Raw genomic sequence first — 14,519 nt, 5'->3', positions numbered from 1 at the left:
TCCTTCTGGTCTTGGAAAAAAGCGCCAAGTTTTCTTCCCTTAGACCTTGGCGGGTTTGGTATAATTGTCCGAAAATCAAAACATAATATCCGGTAGATTCCATGTCACGTCAAAGCGGCATCGTCAGACAAAGGAAGCACTGTGCGAACCAGGCCGGCCCGCAGGGCGAAGTGCGCCCGGAGCGCTCATCAAGGTGATAGCATTTGCATTCCGGTGGCTATTGCCCGGAAGTCTGGCGCGGCAGTGAAGTCGGAAAGCGAAATCTTCACCCGAATCGTGCAGGCGGGTTTTGGCTGTGCGGATGAGAAAGGACTGTCGCGGGACGGTACAGGGGATTTTCCGAGAAGACCGGAGACCGAAAGGAGGAAACAACTTGTCTCAGAACATGCGCCCGCCCACGCTCAAAATAACGCCCGAGGAGTATAAGGACCTGTCAACCAAACTCACGCCGAAGCCGACCGTGTTAAAAAACTGCATCTGGGCTTTTTTTGTGGGCGGGCTGATCTGCGCTATCGGTCAGGTGATTATCAATCTTTTTGTGGCTGGGGGCTTGAACCAGACGCAGGCCTCGACGGCCGCTACGGCTCTTTTGATTTTTCTGGGTGCGCTCTTGACCGGTTTGGGAGTTTACGACGAAATCGGCAAATATGCCGGCGCGGGCTCCATTGTCCCAGTGACGGGTTTCGCCAATTCCATTGTTTCTCCCGCCTTGGAATTCAAGCGCGAGGGGTATGTGATGGGTGTCGGCGCCAGGCTCTTCACGGTCGCAGGGCCGGTGCTGGTTTACGGAATTGCCACTTCCATCGTGGTGGGGATCATTTATTACTTTCTCCACTGAATGCTTGTGACCGGGAGAGCCCGGTGCTATGTCAGTCATGTGGCTCTGTCAGAAGGTGAAAAAGCCGGGCTGACGATAAGAGACACTTATGGCCGAGATGACACGGATTTTTTTGGGAGAGAGCGTGAAAAAGGATGGGTGAACTATGGATTTAAAACGCGTGGGCAACCAGACGGTAGTTTTCTCCAGCCCGCCGGTGATTCTGGCTTCCTACTCAGTAGTCGGGCCGATGGAGGGGCGGGGGCCGCTGGGTAAGACCTTCGACAAGGTCTGGCAGGACAATATCAATGGGGAAAAATCCTGGGAACTGGCCGAGAGTAAACTGTTGCAGGAGGCGATGCAGGGAGCGGTGGAGCAGGCGGGAATTCCGCTCAGTCAAGTGGATTATATGCTGGCGGGAGATTTGCTCAACCAGATCATATCCTCCAACTTTGCTGCCCGCAAGCTGGCTTTGCCCTTCATCGGCCTTTACGGAGCTTGCTCTACGATGGCACTGGGCATGGCCGTAGGGAGTATGCTCATCGATGGGGGATTTGCCAGTCATGTCCTGGTGGGCGTTTCCAGCCATCACGATTCGGCGGAAAGGCAGTACCGCCTGCCCACGGAACAGGGAGGCCAAAGGTCCCTGAGTGCCCAGTGGACAGTGACGGGTGCAGGGAGTGTCCTTCTGGGTCAAAGCGGCACAGGACCCAGGATCACCGCGGCGACCCTGGGCAGGGTGCTGGACTACGGAGAAACGGATGTCGGCAACATGGGTGCGGCTATGGCACCGGCTGTGGCGGACACCCTCTTGAACCATTTTCAGGATTTGCAGCGCCAGCCGGAAGATTACAGCCTGATAGCGTCCGGTGATCTGGGCATGGTGGGAGCCGATCTGACGCGGGAAGTGATGCTGAGAAGCGGCATGTCCCTCGGGTCGGAATACACGGACTGCGGCTTGATGATCTATGACAAAAGCCAGGACGTGCATGCGGGCGCCAGTGGCTGCGGCTGCTCAGCCGTGGTGTTTGCCGGCGACATTATGCAGAGGCTGACAGCCGGAAGTTTGAAAAGGGTGCTCCTCGTCGGCAGCGGGGCCCTTCACTCCCCGACCTCCTCACTCCAGGGCGAATCGGTTCCAGGCATCGGGCACGCGGTTGTCATTGAGGGATAAAAGTATTTCGTTGTTCAAGGGCAAAATTGGTCGTCCGCGCAAGGCAAGAAAGGAGTGGCGACATGTTTGTATTTCGGATGATTATCCCCGCCTTTTTGGTTGGGGGAGTGATTTGTGTGATCGGACAGCTGCTGATGGATTTGACCAAACCTTCCTTCACACCCGCCCACGTCCTGGTGACCTTTGTCACGGGAGGGGCTATCCTGGGGGCTTTGGGCTGGTATAAGCCGCTGATCGAAATCGGCGGCGCGGGGGCCTCGGTCCCTTTATCAGGCTTCGGTTACAGCCTGGCCAAAGGGGCCATGGACGCAGTGAGCCGCGAGGGGCTGATGGGGGCTCTCTCCGGAGGAGTTGCCGCTACGGCCGTGGGAATAGCGGCGGCTGTTCTGTTCGGGTATTTGGTCTCGATTGCGTTCAATCCGAAAGGGTAGGGGAGAGATGGGTGATGACAAGGAAAAAGGCACTCCGATCAGCAAGAACTATCAGCACAATATTGATTACTTGAACCAGCTTCTGGGGGTTCCCGACAGTTATGACGTCATTTTACGGGAAATGACGATCGGCGGCAAAAGGGTGGCCATTTATTCGATCAATGGCATGGTGGATACTCATGTGGCCAGTTATGTTCTGGATGCCATCATTGACCTGGAAAGGTCGGACCTCCTGGTCAATGCTTTGGACAAGCTGGTAAAGGGTCGGATCGTCGATCTCCAGGTCACGGAAGTCGACACGATGGAAAAGGTGCTCTACTTTATGCTCTCAGGTCCGATGGCCATCCTGGTCGAGGGCCAGGAAAAATCCATCATTGTCGATTTACGCATGTATCCTGGCAGGCAGCCGGAGGAGCCGGATATTGAGCGGGTAACGAGAGGGTCCAGAGACGGATTTACGGAGACGATGGTGTTTAACACGACCCTGATTCGGAGGCGTCTCAGGGACCCTCGGCTGCGCATGAAACTCGTCCAAGTGGGGAAACGTTCTAAGACCGATGTCTGCATCGCCTATATTGAAGATGTGACCAACGCCGACCTGGTCGACAAAATCGAGTCAGATATCAAGAAGATCCAGATCGACGGGATTCCCATGGCCGAAAAGAGCGTGGAGGAATTCATCCTCGGCAGCAAACTGTGGAATCCTTACCCGCGCGTCCGCTATACCGAGCGGCCGGACGTGGCGGCCATGCATATTCTCGAGGGACATGTCATTATCATAGTGGATACCTCTCCCAGCGTCATCATTGCGCCCGCAACCTTTTGGCACCATGTGCAACACGCGGAGGAATACCGCCAGGAACCGATCGTGGGGGCTTATTTGCGCTGGGTGCGTTTCATGGGTATCATCATTTGCCTGTTTCTCCTGCCGGTCTGGCTGTCTATTGTGACGAACCCCGGAGGGATACCCCATGGGCTTCATTTTTTAGCCCCGGGCAAGCCGACCAAAGTTCCCCTCTTTTGGCAGGTCGTGATCGCGGATTTCGGAGTGGATCTGGTCCGCATGGCCGCGATTCACACCCCGACTCCCCTGGCGACGGCCCTTGGCTTAATTGCCGCTTTCATGATCGGCGATGTGGCGATCAAGGTCGGTATGTTTGCTCCGGATGTGGTTATGTATGTGGCTTTCACCGCGGTGGGTACCTTTGCGACTCCCAGCTATGAATTGTCGCAGGCCAACCGCATCGCCCGCCTATTTCTGGTGCTGATGGTGGGGGCGTTTCACGTTCCCGGCTTGATCATCGGTTTCGCCCTTTGGTTCTTCCTCCTGCTTAGGACCAAGTCCTTTGAAGTGCCCTACCTCTGGCCTTTGCTGCCTTTGGATCTGCAGGCTTTAAAGACAATCCTGGTACGCGAGCCGGTGCCCATTCACAATACCCGGCCCAAGAAGCTCCACACTCGGGACAAGACCAGGCAGCCGAAGAAATAGCTGTTACACCTGTTAAAGCTGTTATGGCAGATACGGCTGTTATCAAATAGGTTTGAGCGGATTTTCCGAAAAACAGCACTTGCCCCGGCAACTCCTTATAACGGCGTAAGATATGAGTTTACCGGGATAGTATCGGTTATTTAAGAAAGAATACGGGTTTAGGGAAAGGATGCTTGCGTTGTGAGGATTGGTTTTCCCCGAGCTGTTCACTATTATGACTATTTTCCTTTTTGGGCCGGTTTTTTCCGCAGTTTGAATCTGGAACTCGTCACCTCCCCCCTGACGAACCGGAGCATCATGGAATCGGGTCTCAAAAAAGCCAGTGATGAAACTTGCCTGCCGATCAAAATCCTGGCCGGGCATATTCAGGCTCTCAAGGGTGTTGATGCCTTGTTTCTGCCCCGCATGGTGAGTACGGAGGAGCAAACTTATCTCTGTCCCAAACTTCTGGGCTTACCCGAAAGCATCTTGGCGGCTGTGCCGCAAGGCTTGCCGGTTCTCACCGTCAATTTCAACCGGCGCTTAGGCAACCGTCGTCTCTTGGCCGAGCTGGAACGTTTCGGAGCTTCTTTAGGCAAGAAGCGGGCGGAGGTGCGCCAGGCTTTTGGGCAGGGCGGCGAGTGGCAGGAACGCTTTGAAAGATCGCGCTTGCAGGGATTGAGTTTTACGCAAAGCATGGCGGAGTTTGATCCCGTTTTGCGATCAAGCCGGCGAAAAGCGGAGGCGGGCCCGCAGAACCAGTTCCCTGCAAGGGTGCGGGGGCCAAAACCGTCTGCAGGGGAAGTGCCGGGTGACAGAGTTGATGGCGAGCTCACAGACCGGGAAGGCAGCGGCCGGGAAGTTGATGATCGGGAAGTTATAGGCCGGGAAGGCAGCGGCCCGGACGTTATGAGCCGGGAAGCCGCGGGCCGCACGCCGGGCTGCTCTCCGGAAGAAAAAAAGGAACCGCCTTTGAAAATCGCGCTCATCGGGCATTCCTACTTAACTCAGGAGACCTATGCCAATCTCAATTTACTCGGCCGTCTGCAAAGCCAGGCCCGGGTCCGCCTGGTGGAAGAGGTCGAAACCAGTCGCATCGCGCAAGGGCTGCAAGGCCAGCGCAAAGACCTGTTCTGGAGTCATGCCCGTAAGATCTTGGGAGCCGGGAGCTTCTTCAGCCGGGGGGATGAGGTGGACGGAATCATCTATCTCTCTTGTTTCGGCTGCGGTACGGATTCCATTACCCAGGACCTTCTGGCCCGGGTGGCCCGCAAAGAACATAAGCCCTATATGGTGTTGACCTTGGATGAGCACAGCGGGGAAGCGGGGCTCGTAACCAGGTTGGAGGCCTTTTTGGATATGACGGAGAGGAGGGTTCGGCGTGAAAGTGACATTTCCGCACATGGGTAATGCCTGGATCGTGATCCAAGCTTTGTTTGAAGCGCTGGACGTGGAGGTCGTGGTGCCGCCGCCGAGCGGGAAAGGGACGCTCAACTTGGGCACGAAGCTGGCTCCGGAATCTGCCTGCCTGCCTTTAAAAATCAATTTAGGCAACTATATCGAAGCGGCGGCGAAAGGCGCGGATACCATCGTCATCACCGGCGGCAGCGGACCTTGCCGTTTTGGCTTTTATGGGGAAAGTGAGCGTCAGATCCTGGCTGATGCGGGTTATGATTTTGAGGTGGTCATTCTCGAGCCCCCGGGTGGCAGCCTTTGGGGCTTGGCCCGGCGCATCCGCTATCTGGCCGGGAGCAGGAACTCCTGGGCCAGGATTGTGAGGGCCGTGCGCTTTGCCTACGAGAAGAGCGTTGTGCTGGATCAGGTGGAAGACTTGATCCACCAGGCCCGGCCGCGTTTCAGCGATGCCGCGGGTGCGGAAAAGCTCTATGCCATAGCGAGGCAGCACCTGATCGAGTCCGCAAGTTATGAATCTTTGCACCGGGTACCGGTCAGGCTGGCGCAAAACATTCGGGACTCTCAGGGTGACGCGAACGGGAGCGGGGGCAAGGAGCCGCTTCGCATCGGGATCGTGGGTGAAATTTATACCATCCTGGAACCGTTTGCATCTCTGGATGTGGAACAGCAGTTAGGTGCCTTGGGTGCCGAAGTGGACCGCTCAATTTATCTTTCCGGCTGGGTAGGGCAGCACATCTTTCGCGGTCTGGCCCAGGGTTACCGGCCGCTGCGCGTCTATTCCCGCCTGGCCAAGCCCTACCTGGAGCACATGGTCGGGGGACACGGCCTGGAAACTGTAGGAGCGGCGGTGAGCTTTGCCCGCCGCGGATTCGACGGGATCCTTCAGCTTCTCCCCTTGGGGTGCATGCCGGAAATTGTCGCGGCCGGCATTTTGCCGCGCATTCAAGCGGATTTTTCCATACCCATCATGACTTTGACCTTGGATGAGCACACAGGACGAGCCGGCCTTCAGACTCGGCTGGAAGCTTTTGTGGATCTCTTGGAGAGGCGGAAAAGCGGCAGGTTGAAACGAGGGAGTGTGTTAAGTGTTGCGGGAAAATAATTATTATTTGGGAGTCGATGTGGGTTCTGTCAGCACGAATTTGGTGCTTTTGGATGAAAGGGAGCAAGCGGCGAAAACCCTTTATTTGAGGACCATGGGCCGGCCGATGCAGACGATTCAGGAAGGCTTGAGAATGCTGCGCAGCGAGTTTCCTCAGGCCCACATCGCCGGCGTGGGCACCACGGGCAGCGCCCGGCAGCTGGCCGCCACCCTGCTCGGCGCGGATGTGGTCAAGAACGAAATCACCGCCCATGCTGTGGCCGCTTCCCGGCTGCACCCGGGGGTGCAGACCATTCTGGAAATCGGGGGGCAGGATTCCAAAATTATTTGCCTGCGTGACGGGGTGGTGGTCGATTTCGCCATGAATACGGTCTGTGCCGCGGGAACGGGGTCTTTTCTCGACCAGCAGGCCGCCCGCCTGGGCATCCCGATCGAAGAATTCGGCCCGACCGCGGTCCGGGCGGAGCATCCCGTGCGTATTGCCGGGCGCTGTTCGGTGTTTGCCGAATCCGATATGATTCATAAACAGCAGCTTGGGCATTCCCTGCCGGACATCCTGGCGGGGCTCTGTCAGGCCATGGTGCGCAATTACCTGAATAACGTCGGCAAAAACAAAGAGATTATTTCCCCCATTCTCTTTCAGGGCGGGGTGGCCGCCAACCCGGGCATTCGCCGGGCTTTCGAGCAGGAACTGGGGCAGGAGGTCATCGTGCCGGAACACTTCGCGGTCATGGGCGCTTTAGGCGCCGCATATCTGGCCCAGGAAAAGCTGACTTCGCAGGGGGGGAGCGGGGCAGGCTCGCGTTTCCGCGGTCTGCAGTTAGCGGAAACCACGTTTCAGGCCGGGAGTTTTGAATGCTCAGGCTGCGCTAACCGCTGCGAGGTGGTGGAGATTTTCCAGGATGGGCAGATTCTGGCCCGCTGGGGCGACCGTTGCGGCAAGTGGTCGGCGGAAAACCAAGCCGCGGCTCATTGTGCGCGCGCGGCAGAACAGACAATACGGGCTTAGGTTTCCGACCGCGGCCGGCGGAGCAGGGGAATGGTCTGTAATGATGAAAAGCGGTCGCTTCTGCTAAGAATGACTTGCTTGCCGAACTGCCCGGCGCTATAATGGCGCCGGACAGTTTAATTTTGCGGGTGGCTGTGTCCTCCTCGCTTCTTCACGGTTCCGAAACTTGATCGACGGAGGAGATTATGCAACATAGGTTTTCCAGAACCGAGCTGCTCATTGGGGCTGACGGTTTAGCCAAACTCGACCAAAGCACAGTCACGCTTTTCGGTGTGGGCGGGGTCGGGTCTTATACGGCGGAAGCCCTGGCGCGGGCCGGCGTGGGACACCTGATCCTGGTTGATTATGATGATATCTGCTTAACGAACATTAACCGCCAGGTGCACGCTTTGCGCTCAACCGTGGGCAAGGCCAAGGCGGAGGTTATGAAAGCGCGTATTCTCGAAATCAATCCCCAGGCCAGGGTCGAAGCCATCAAGGAATTTTACGCGGCAGAGAAGGCGGACCGTTTTCTCACTCTGCGGCCTGATTATGTGGTTGACGCCATTGATACGGTAGCGGGCAAAGTGAGTCTGGTCAAAGAGTGTTTAGGCCGCGGAATTCCCCTGATTGCCAGCATGGGAGCGGGCAATCGTCTGAGTGCGGCGAATTACAGGGTCGCGGACATTTCCGAGACCAGCGGGGATCCGCTGGCGAAAGCAATGCGCAAATTGCTGCGTCAAGAAGGGATCACCCGGGGTCTGAAAGTCGTATTTTCTCCCGACCTTCCGCTCACACCACTGGCCGTGGAAGCGGACTGCCGCAACAACTGCATTTGCCCGGGCGGCGAAGCGCACTGCGCGCAAAAACGCCAAATCCCCGGCAGTATTTCCTTTGTTCCTTCGGTGGTCGGGCTTCTCTTGGCCGGGGAGGTTGTCCGGGACTTGCTGAGAAGCTGATTGAGTCCCTTCTGCTCGCTAAAAAGATATTGGTCGAAAACGGAAACGGAATATTGACCATCACCGAAAGGAACGTGGCGCAGTTCAACGACTTGCTCATGGCTTACCATAACACAAACGGCATGAGCCTTGTCAAAGTGTTCTTGTATGTATGAACATGCCATCAGCGGCATCGGCTTCAGAACGCCGGTCGCACAGCCTTAGGCGCGGTTTCGCCGGCGCCGGAACCCGAAGAGTTTCTTCTCGGGGTACGGGTCCGACCGGAGGGTTTCCCGTGGATCGGGTGCTGGCGTGTGAAGGGTTTCCTGTGTCGCGGTTGCCGCCGGGTGGAGACCGGGGTTTTGCTCTTGGTTGTGCTCTTGGGTCCGCTCTTCGGTGCGCAAGTCTTGCCTCTTCGTTCGCGTGTTCCACTCTGCAGTTCGCGCGGACAGCCTCCCGGTCTCCGGGCCGAGCTTAGTACGGACGGCGAAGTAGATGACCCCCATAAGAATGATCAGGGCTGCGCCCAAGATGAAGGATGGGCGTTGGTCCGGCAAAGCAAAAGCCGACAGAAAGATGAAGATGAAGATCGCTCCGACCAGGAAGTTGCTCACCGGATAGCCCACGACATGAAAGACGCGGGCTTCTTCTTTTGCTTGGGGCGCCAAGCGGGGATAGAGTTTCCAATGGGCAAAAGTTATGGTCACGACGTTCACGAGCGAGAGCAGTCCGCTGGCGCCGGTGACCAGCAAATAGAGTTGGTTGGGTATGAAGTAAGAGAGGATGCCGACCCCGAGGAGGAAGGCGTTGGAGAAGAGGAGAGCCCTTAAAGGGACCTTTTTGCGGTTGAGCCGGAAAAAGTATTTGGGGGCTTCTCCTTTGTCGGCTAAAGCGTAAAGCATGCGCGAGACGCCGAACATGCTGGCATTCATGGCGGAGAGGGCCGCCGTCAAAATGACGAAGTTCATGATGTCCAGGGCGAAAGGAATCCGGGAGGATTGGAGAGAGAGGACGTAGGGACTGGCGGAAGCATTGTAGACCGACCAAGGGTTAACGAGGAGCAGGAGAAAGAGGGAGCCGACGTAGAGGAGCGTGACCAAAATCGAAGTGGCCAAGACGACCTTGGGAACGGTTTTGGCCGGCTTCTCCGATTGGTTAATCGCCAAGCCCACGACCGACGTCCCGGAATAAGCATAAAAAACCAGGAGCAAAGAGCCCGCAAAACCGGCCGTGCCCCGGGGAAAGAAAGGGGCCGAGCTGAGGTTGTGCCAACCGGCGGGCGGTTGCAGCCAGGATGTAAAAACCAAAACGATTCCCAGGATAATAAAGCCGATTAGAGCGATGACTTTGACGATGGACAAGGCAGATTCGGCTTTGCCGAATCCCCTGGCGTCAATCAGGTTGAGGGCCGTAAGGGCTAAAGCAAAGCCGATGACAAACATCCACTGGGGGACTGAGGGAAACCAGCGGCCGGAAAAAATGGCCGCCGCGGTGACTTCACTGGACATGGTGAGAATGCCCGAGATCCAATAGAGCCAGCCGATGACAAACCCGGTTCCGGTTCCGAAGGCTTTGCCCGCATAGCTTTGGAAGGAGCCTTCCTCCGGATCGAGTAAGGAGAGTTCGGCCAGAAAAGACAGGTTGAAATACATCAGGATTCCGAGCAGGGCGTAGGCCAAGAGGACGGAAGGCCCCGCGGCCCGGAGGGTCAAGCCGGCTCCGAGAAACATACCGGCTCCGATAATGCTGCCTAAGGCGGTCATAGTTAATGAGAAACCGGACATTTTTTTGGAACGTTGCTCAGACATGAAAAAAATCCCCCTTTTCCTCAGCCCCGGTTGGGCTTTGGACCTAGTTTATCCAGGCGGGGGACCGATTAACCGCCGCTCAGGCGGGTTTTCCGGGTGTTGGTGTTTGTAAGGGCGCACCAGGACAAGATCGAGCACGACCAGGATGAGAATGGCGACCAGGACCGCCCCAAGCCCCGAGGAAGAAGGAAGAGCAACAGAGGAATACGTGCCGGTAAAATAGGGGCTCGCTTGTGCGGAAGGAGCGGGTCCGACCATGCCAAAGTCGGCGGGCCCCGGCTGTCGTCCGGGAAGGGGCGCGGCCGGAGGGTTCGGGGAATAGGAAGCGTGGGAGCGGTTGGACCGGGCCGGATAAGCCGAAGCCGGATAAGTTAAAGAGGTTCCTCCCGGGCAGGCGCCGGGCGGATAGCCGTGGTTCCGCTTGAGGAGGGGTGTCAGGAAAGGAGGAGCGGAGGCAAATTGAGCCGGGGGAAGACCGGAGGCAGGACGAACCGAAGGAAGCGCGGAGGCAAATTGAGCGGGATAAGGACCCGGGGCAAACCGAGCCGCGGAAGGCGCGGGGGCAAATTGGACCGGAGGAGCGGGAGTGAATTGAGCCTGAGCAGGACCAGGGGGTGCGGGGTAAGGCGGCTGCCGTAAAAAGGCCGTATGAAACAGTCTGGCTCCGTGCGACATTCCTCTTCTTCCCCCTCCCCTTGTCCGTTTGATCTATGTCCCAGTCAGAATCAATCCGGTTGCAATTAATTCGGATCTATAAGTCTTCCGGTGGTGCTTCTTATCAGTTCTGATCAATGGGATGCCGTAAACACTTCTGCAGAAAAAGAATGACACTTGTCGCCAAGCCCGTGGGAGCCGGCAGAGAGTACATGCACTCCGGTCTCGGGTCTCTGACCTCCGGCCCCTGACTTAGAGTACATGCACTCCGGTTTCCGGCTTCTGACCTCGGGCCTCTGATGCGGCCATGAGAGGTCGTGGTCATTGGGCAGCGGACGATGAGGGAAGTTGTTCCTCTGCTGGGGCTCTGTTCTTGCGGAATAGCCCGACATAGGGTTCCGGTGCCCAAGATTCGTTTTCATAAGAAGATTCCGGCCCGGCGTAGCCTTCCTGTTTGTGGAACAGTTTGCCCAGGAGGATTCCGCGCGAGGCGGAAGCGCCGGAGTCGTCGGGGGCACTTTCCGCGGCCTTGGCTTCCGCGCTGGCCGTTTGGGCAAGGGCTTCAGGGGCAACTTCCCCGTTTGTCTTCTCCCGAATTTCTTCGACGGGAGCGGGATTCGCCTGAGGGGATTGTTTGGGGTCACATTTCTTCTGCTTTTTCAGGCTGGAAAAAAACACGGTCTTACACCTCCAGACAGTGCCGGCTTTGTGATTTTTCTACTGGTAGTATATTCCTGAAGAGGGCTCTTGTGACAGAACTCTAACTCGCGGCCCCCATGGTTTCAACCGTCGGGAAAAGGTGGGTTTGCCCGTGAGTTTCCGGCTTCAGTCTGAAAACTTGAGGAAACACTTCCCAAAGGATGGTTCGTACTCTATAATTAGAACAGGAGTTCCACTGAATTGGGTTAAACTTCATCCGCAAATATCCGCGTGGTCGCGGGAAAAGGGGTGGACATTTGTCAGCCGATATTTTGAATGAGATCGTTGTCGCCAAGAAAAAGAGACTGGCCGCCGCAGAGAAGGAAGTCTCCCTGTCCCAGCTATGGAAGCGGTTGGAACAAAAAACGCCGCCCCGTCGCCTCTGGCCTTTCGCGCCGGGCGGGTTTGCTCTGATCGCCGAGGTGAAACGCGCATCACCCAGCCGGGGAAAAATCGAATGGGCTTTGGATTTGCCCGGGATCGTGCAGGGGTATGCGGCAGGCGGAGCCGGGGCTGTTTCGGTCTTGACGGAGGAAGACTTTTTTGGGGGCGGTCTGCGCGATTTCCATGCGGTGCGAGAACTAAGCGGCCTGCCCCTGCTGCGCAAAGATTTCATGTGGACCGAGTACCAGTTGGTGGAAAGCAGGGTCTGGGGGGCCGACGCCGTTTTGCTGATTACGGCGCTTCTGGGAGCAGAAGCGCTGCGCGGCCTGGTGGGCTTGGCCCGCGAACTGAAGCTTGAAGCCTTGGTGGAATGCCATGACCGTGAGGAAGTGGAACAAGCTCTGGAGGCCGGCGCCCGGATATTGGGCATCAACAATCGCAACCTGCGCACTTTTGAGGTCTCTTTGGCAACGACCTTAGAGTTGCTGCCTCTGGTCCCTCCGGATGTGGTTGTGATTAGCGAGAGCGGCGTCTCAGGCCCGGAAGATGTGAAGCGCTTGGCCGCGGCCGGGGTTAACGGCGCCCTGGTAGGGGAATCCTGTGTCCGCCGGGCCGACCCGGGGGATTATGTGGGAAGATTGGTCAGCGAGGGGAGTGCGGCTTACCGAGAGAGGCGCTGAGCGGTGAGCCGAGTGAAAAAGCCAAAACCGAGGGTTGCGGCGCCAATGCCGAGAGCCGATGCTGTCTAAGGCAGTCAGACGCCGTCTTGTGGGATCCAGAGTGCCGGTCCGTATGAGCAGCATTGTGAGAAGAGGTCAACGAGCGGGAAGGAGTCAGGGGCATGGTGAGAGTAAAAATCTGCGGGATCCGCTCCCGGGAAGAGGCGGCTTGGGCCGTGGAAGCGGGAGCGGACGCTTTGGGTTTTGTTTTTCATCCTTCAAGCCGACGCCATATCGATGAGGAATCCGTCCGCAGGATTACTTCTGCCCTGCCGGCCTTTGCGGCCAGAGTGGGAGTGTTTGTCAACACGCCGAGAGAAGAGATCGAAAGAGCGGTCCGCAGGTGCGGTCTGACGGCGGTGCAGCTGCACGGCCAAGAGAGGGCGGAAGCATTCCGGGGGGCAGGTTTTCCCATTATCAAAGCTCTGCAAGTTCCGGGCAACACCGGAGTAAGCCTCGCGTCCGAGCGGGAGCTCAAGGAGTGGCAGGGAGTTGCCCAGGCCATTCTCCTGGACTCAACCCACTTGGGGCAATTTGGCGGGACCGGTACCGCCTGGTCCTGGCAGGAGGCCGGGGAGCGGCTGAGACAAATCGCGGACGCGGGCTTTCCCCTGATTCTGGCCGGGGGACTCACCCCGGAAAATGTCCGCCGGGGAATCGAAGAAACCCGCCCTTACGCAGTCGATGTCAGTTCTGGAGTGGAAAAAGAAGGGGTCAAGGATCGCGATCTGATCCGGGAATTCATGCGACGGGTTAGAGGAAAACAGTGTGGTGAGTGAGAAAGGAATAGTGCGTCAGGTAAGAGGGGAACAGTGTGGTGAGTGGGAAAGGAATAGTGCGGCGGACTCAGGTCCGTTTCCTTCCGGAGTAGATATTTCGCCTCAGTTCCCCTTGAATTTCTTTCAGGAGGGAAAAGGAGCGCTCGACACTCTCGGCTCCGTCGGCATTGATTAGGCAGCAGCGCGAAGGAGCGAGCCAGGCCCGGTCGTAAATGAGGTCGGCGTCAATCCCGTGCCGGTCCAGAAAATCCCAGGATTCGAGCAGGCGTGAGGTGAGACCGGCAGCGGATTCTTGGCTGAGTTCCGCTGTGAGGGTGGGGGTAAGGCCCCAGGCGATGATCTTACCCCGGCGTAGAAATTCTCCCAACTCATCCAGATAGCGGATGAGGATGTGTCCCCAGCTAAAGACATCCACGGAGAGGATATCCAGATCCGCCCCCAAGAGAAAAGACCAATCGGGGTTGCCGCAGAGGTGCACTCCTTTGGGTCCGGGCAGCTTGGCCAAGAAAGCACGGTATTCGGTTTGCGCCAACTCGGACGTGTAAGCGCTGAAGGAATTAAAGATCATTTCCAGCCCGGGTTCGTCCAGCCAGACGAAAGGGTGTGGGTGAACCGATTGCAGCCGGGAATACTGCCAGGCTATTTTTCTGTACAAAAAGTCGTAAAGGATTTCGCGCACAAAGTCGTTGTAGATCATGGGTTTCAGCTCTTCGTCGTAAATTTTCAGACCAAAGCTGACAGGCCCGACGGTTTGTCCCCGCACCAGGGGATAAGCCGAAAGATCGAGCGTGAGAAAGTGGCGGAAAGCCGTGGAAAATTCCTCGGACAGAGCAAAGTACGCGGGGTCATTACTCCCTTCCAGATAGGCGTCGATTTCGGCGGCGAAACGCTCGTTGGAAAAACGCAGGACTTCTTTTTCCTCGTCGATCAGGATTCCGGGGAAATGCTCGGCAAATTGGGCATACATATCTTCTTTGAAGCGGAAATGGGGAAGTTGGGGCCAAAAAGGAATATCGAGGGAGAGCGCCAAGTTTTGCGCTCTGATCAGGTCCGTATGGGGGAGAATACCCATGGCAGTCGTGAGTCCTTGTCCGGGCAGCACTCGAATCACCCTTTCTGCTTTACCTATTGTCCGAAGTATA

General features: G+C 57.1%; 14 protein-coding genes. 10 read left to right on the top strand and 4 right to left on the bottom strand.

The annotated features are described in order from the left end of the window. Nucleotides 1–385 precede the first annotated feature (385 nt). The 8 genes from spoVAC (at nucleotide 386) to MNU25_RS13280 (ending at nucleotide 8,355) form a co-directional block, all read left to right on the top strand. On the top strand, nucleotides 386–838 hold the full coding sequence (gene spoVAC, locus MNU25_RS13315; RefSeq protein WP_240986848.1) for a stage V sporulation protein AC: 453 nt from the start codon (nucleotides 386–388) through the stop codon (nucleotides 836–838). 145 nt (nucleotides 839–983) lie between these two features. Beyond that, entirely contained in the window at nucleotides 984–1,991 is a 1,008-nt protein-coding gene (gene spoVAD / locus MNU25_RS13310) for a stage V sporulation protein AD (RefSeq protein ID WP_240985515.1), read from the top strand. A gap of 62 nt (nucleotides 1,992–2,053) precedes the next feature. Next, nucleotides 2,054–2,422 (top strand): stage V sporulation protein AE, encoded by a 369-nt coding sequence (spoVAE, locus tag MNU25_RS13305; protein ID WP_240985514.1) that lies wholly within the window; start codon nucleotides 2,054–2,056, stop codon nucleotides 2,420–2,422. A gap of 7 nt (nucleotides 2,423–2,429) precedes the next feature. Further along, nucleotides 2,430–3,911 carry a spore germination protein gene (locus tag MNU25_RS13300; protein WP_240985513.1) on the top strand — a complete coding sequence of 494 codons (1,482 nt, stop codon included), beginning with the start codon at nucleotides 2,430–2,432 and terminating at the stop codon, nucleotides 3,909–3,911. 180 nt (nucleotides 3,912–4,091) lie between these two features. Then, a complete protein-coding gene (locus tag MNU25_RS13295) occupies nucleotides 4,092–5,300 on the top strand; it encodes an acyl-CoA dehydratase activase-related protein (protein WP_240985512.1) in 1,209 nt (402 codons plus the stop codon). Then, entirely contained in the window at nucleotides 5,272–6,408 is a 1,137-nt protein-coding gene (locus MNU25_RS13290; RefSeq protein ID WP_240985511.1) for an acyl-CoA dehydratase activase-related protein, read from the top strand. Before MNU25_RS13295 ends, MNU25_RS13290 begins: the two co-directional genes overlap by 29 nt. After that, nucleotides 6,392–7,417 carry an acyl-CoA dehydratase activase gene (locus MNU25_RS13285; protein ID WP_372503616.1) on the top strand — a complete coding sequence of 342 codons (1,026 nt, stop codon included), beginning with the start codon at nucleotides 6,392–6,394 and terminating at the stop codon, nucleotides 7,415–7,417. Before MNU25_RS13290 ends, MNU25_RS13285 begins: the two co-directional genes overlap by 17 nt. 185 nt (nucleotides 7,418–7,602) lie before the next feature. Further along, nucleotides 7,603–8,355, top strand: a complete 753-nt coding sequence (locus MNU25_RS13280; protein ID WP_240985510.1) for a tRNA threonylcarbamoyladenosine dehydratase — start codon at nucleotides 7,603–7,605, stop codon at nucleotides 8,353–8,355. 200 nt (nucleotides 8,356–8,555) lie between these two features. On the opposite strand, the gene MNU25_RS13275 is transcribed toward MNU25_RS13280, so the two are convergent. From MNU25_RS13275 to MNU25_RS13265, 3 genes are all read right to left on the bottom strand, one after another. Continuing rightward, nucleotides 8,556–10,142 (bottom strand): amino acid permease, encoded by a 1,587-nt coding sequence (locus tag MNU25_RS13275; protein WP_240985509.1) that lies wholly within the window; start codon nucleotides 10,140–10,142, stop codon nucleotides 8,556–8,558. A 48-nt stretch (nucleotides 10,143–10,190) separates the two neighbouring features. After that, nucleotides 10,191–10,817: a hypothetical protein gene (locus MNU25_RS13270; protein ID WP_240985508.1), complete on the bottom strand. Its 627-nt coding sequence runs from the start codon at nucleotides 10,815–10,817 to the stop codon at nucleotides 10,191–10,193. A gap of 300 nt (nucleotides 10,818–11,117) precedes the next feature. After that, nucleotides 11,118–11,474: a hypothetical protein gene (locus tag MNU25_RS13265; protein WP_240985507.1), complete on the bottom strand. Its 357-nt coding sequence runs from the start codon at nucleotides 11,472–11,474 to the stop codon at nucleotides 11,118–11,120. 278 nt (nucleotides 11,475–11,752) lie between these two features. On the opposite strand from MNU25_RS13265, the gene trpC reads away from it, so the two are divergent. Both trpC and MNU25_RS13255 read left to right on the top strand, forming a co-directional pair. After that, the gene (gene trpC / locus MNU25_RS13260; RefSeq protein WP_240985506.1) at nucleotides 11,753–12,559 is read left to right on the top strand and encodes an indole-3-glycerol phosphate synthase TrpC; all 807 of its coding nucleotides are present in this window, start codon (nucleotides 11,753–11,755) and stop codon (nucleotides 12,557–12,559) included. Between the two features lie 161 nt (nucleotides 12,560–12,720). Next, nucleotides 12,721–13,377, top strand: coding sequence for a phosphoribosylanthranilate isomerase (locus MNU25_RS13255; RefSeq protein ID WP_240985505.1), 657 nt, complete (start codon nucleotides 12,721–12,723; stop codon nucleotides 13,375–13,377). Nucleotides 13,378–13,444: 67 nt separating this feature from the next. Here MNU25_RS13255 and MNU25_RS13250 read toward each other — a convergent pair whose 3' ends face one another. Next, the gene (locus tag MNU25_RS13250; protein WP_240985504.1) at nucleotides 13,445–14,479 is read right to left on the bottom strand and encodes a uroporphyrinogen decarboxylase/cobalamine-independent methonine synthase family protein; all 1,035 of its coding nucleotides are present in this window, start codon (nucleotides 14,477–14,479) and stop codon (nucleotides 13,445–13,447) included. Nucleotides 14,480–14,519 lie beyond the last annotated feature (40 nt).

It is taken from the genome of Acididesulfobacillus acetoxydans (assembly GCF_902729405.1).
GTDB lineage: Bacteria > Bacillota > Desulfitobacteriia > Desulfitobacteriales > Desulfitobacteriaceae > Acididesulfobacillus > Acididesulfobacillus acetoxydans.
The sequence above is the reverse complement of the archived record's forward strand: the minus strand, read 5'-3'. Positions and strand labels throughout refer to the sequence as shown.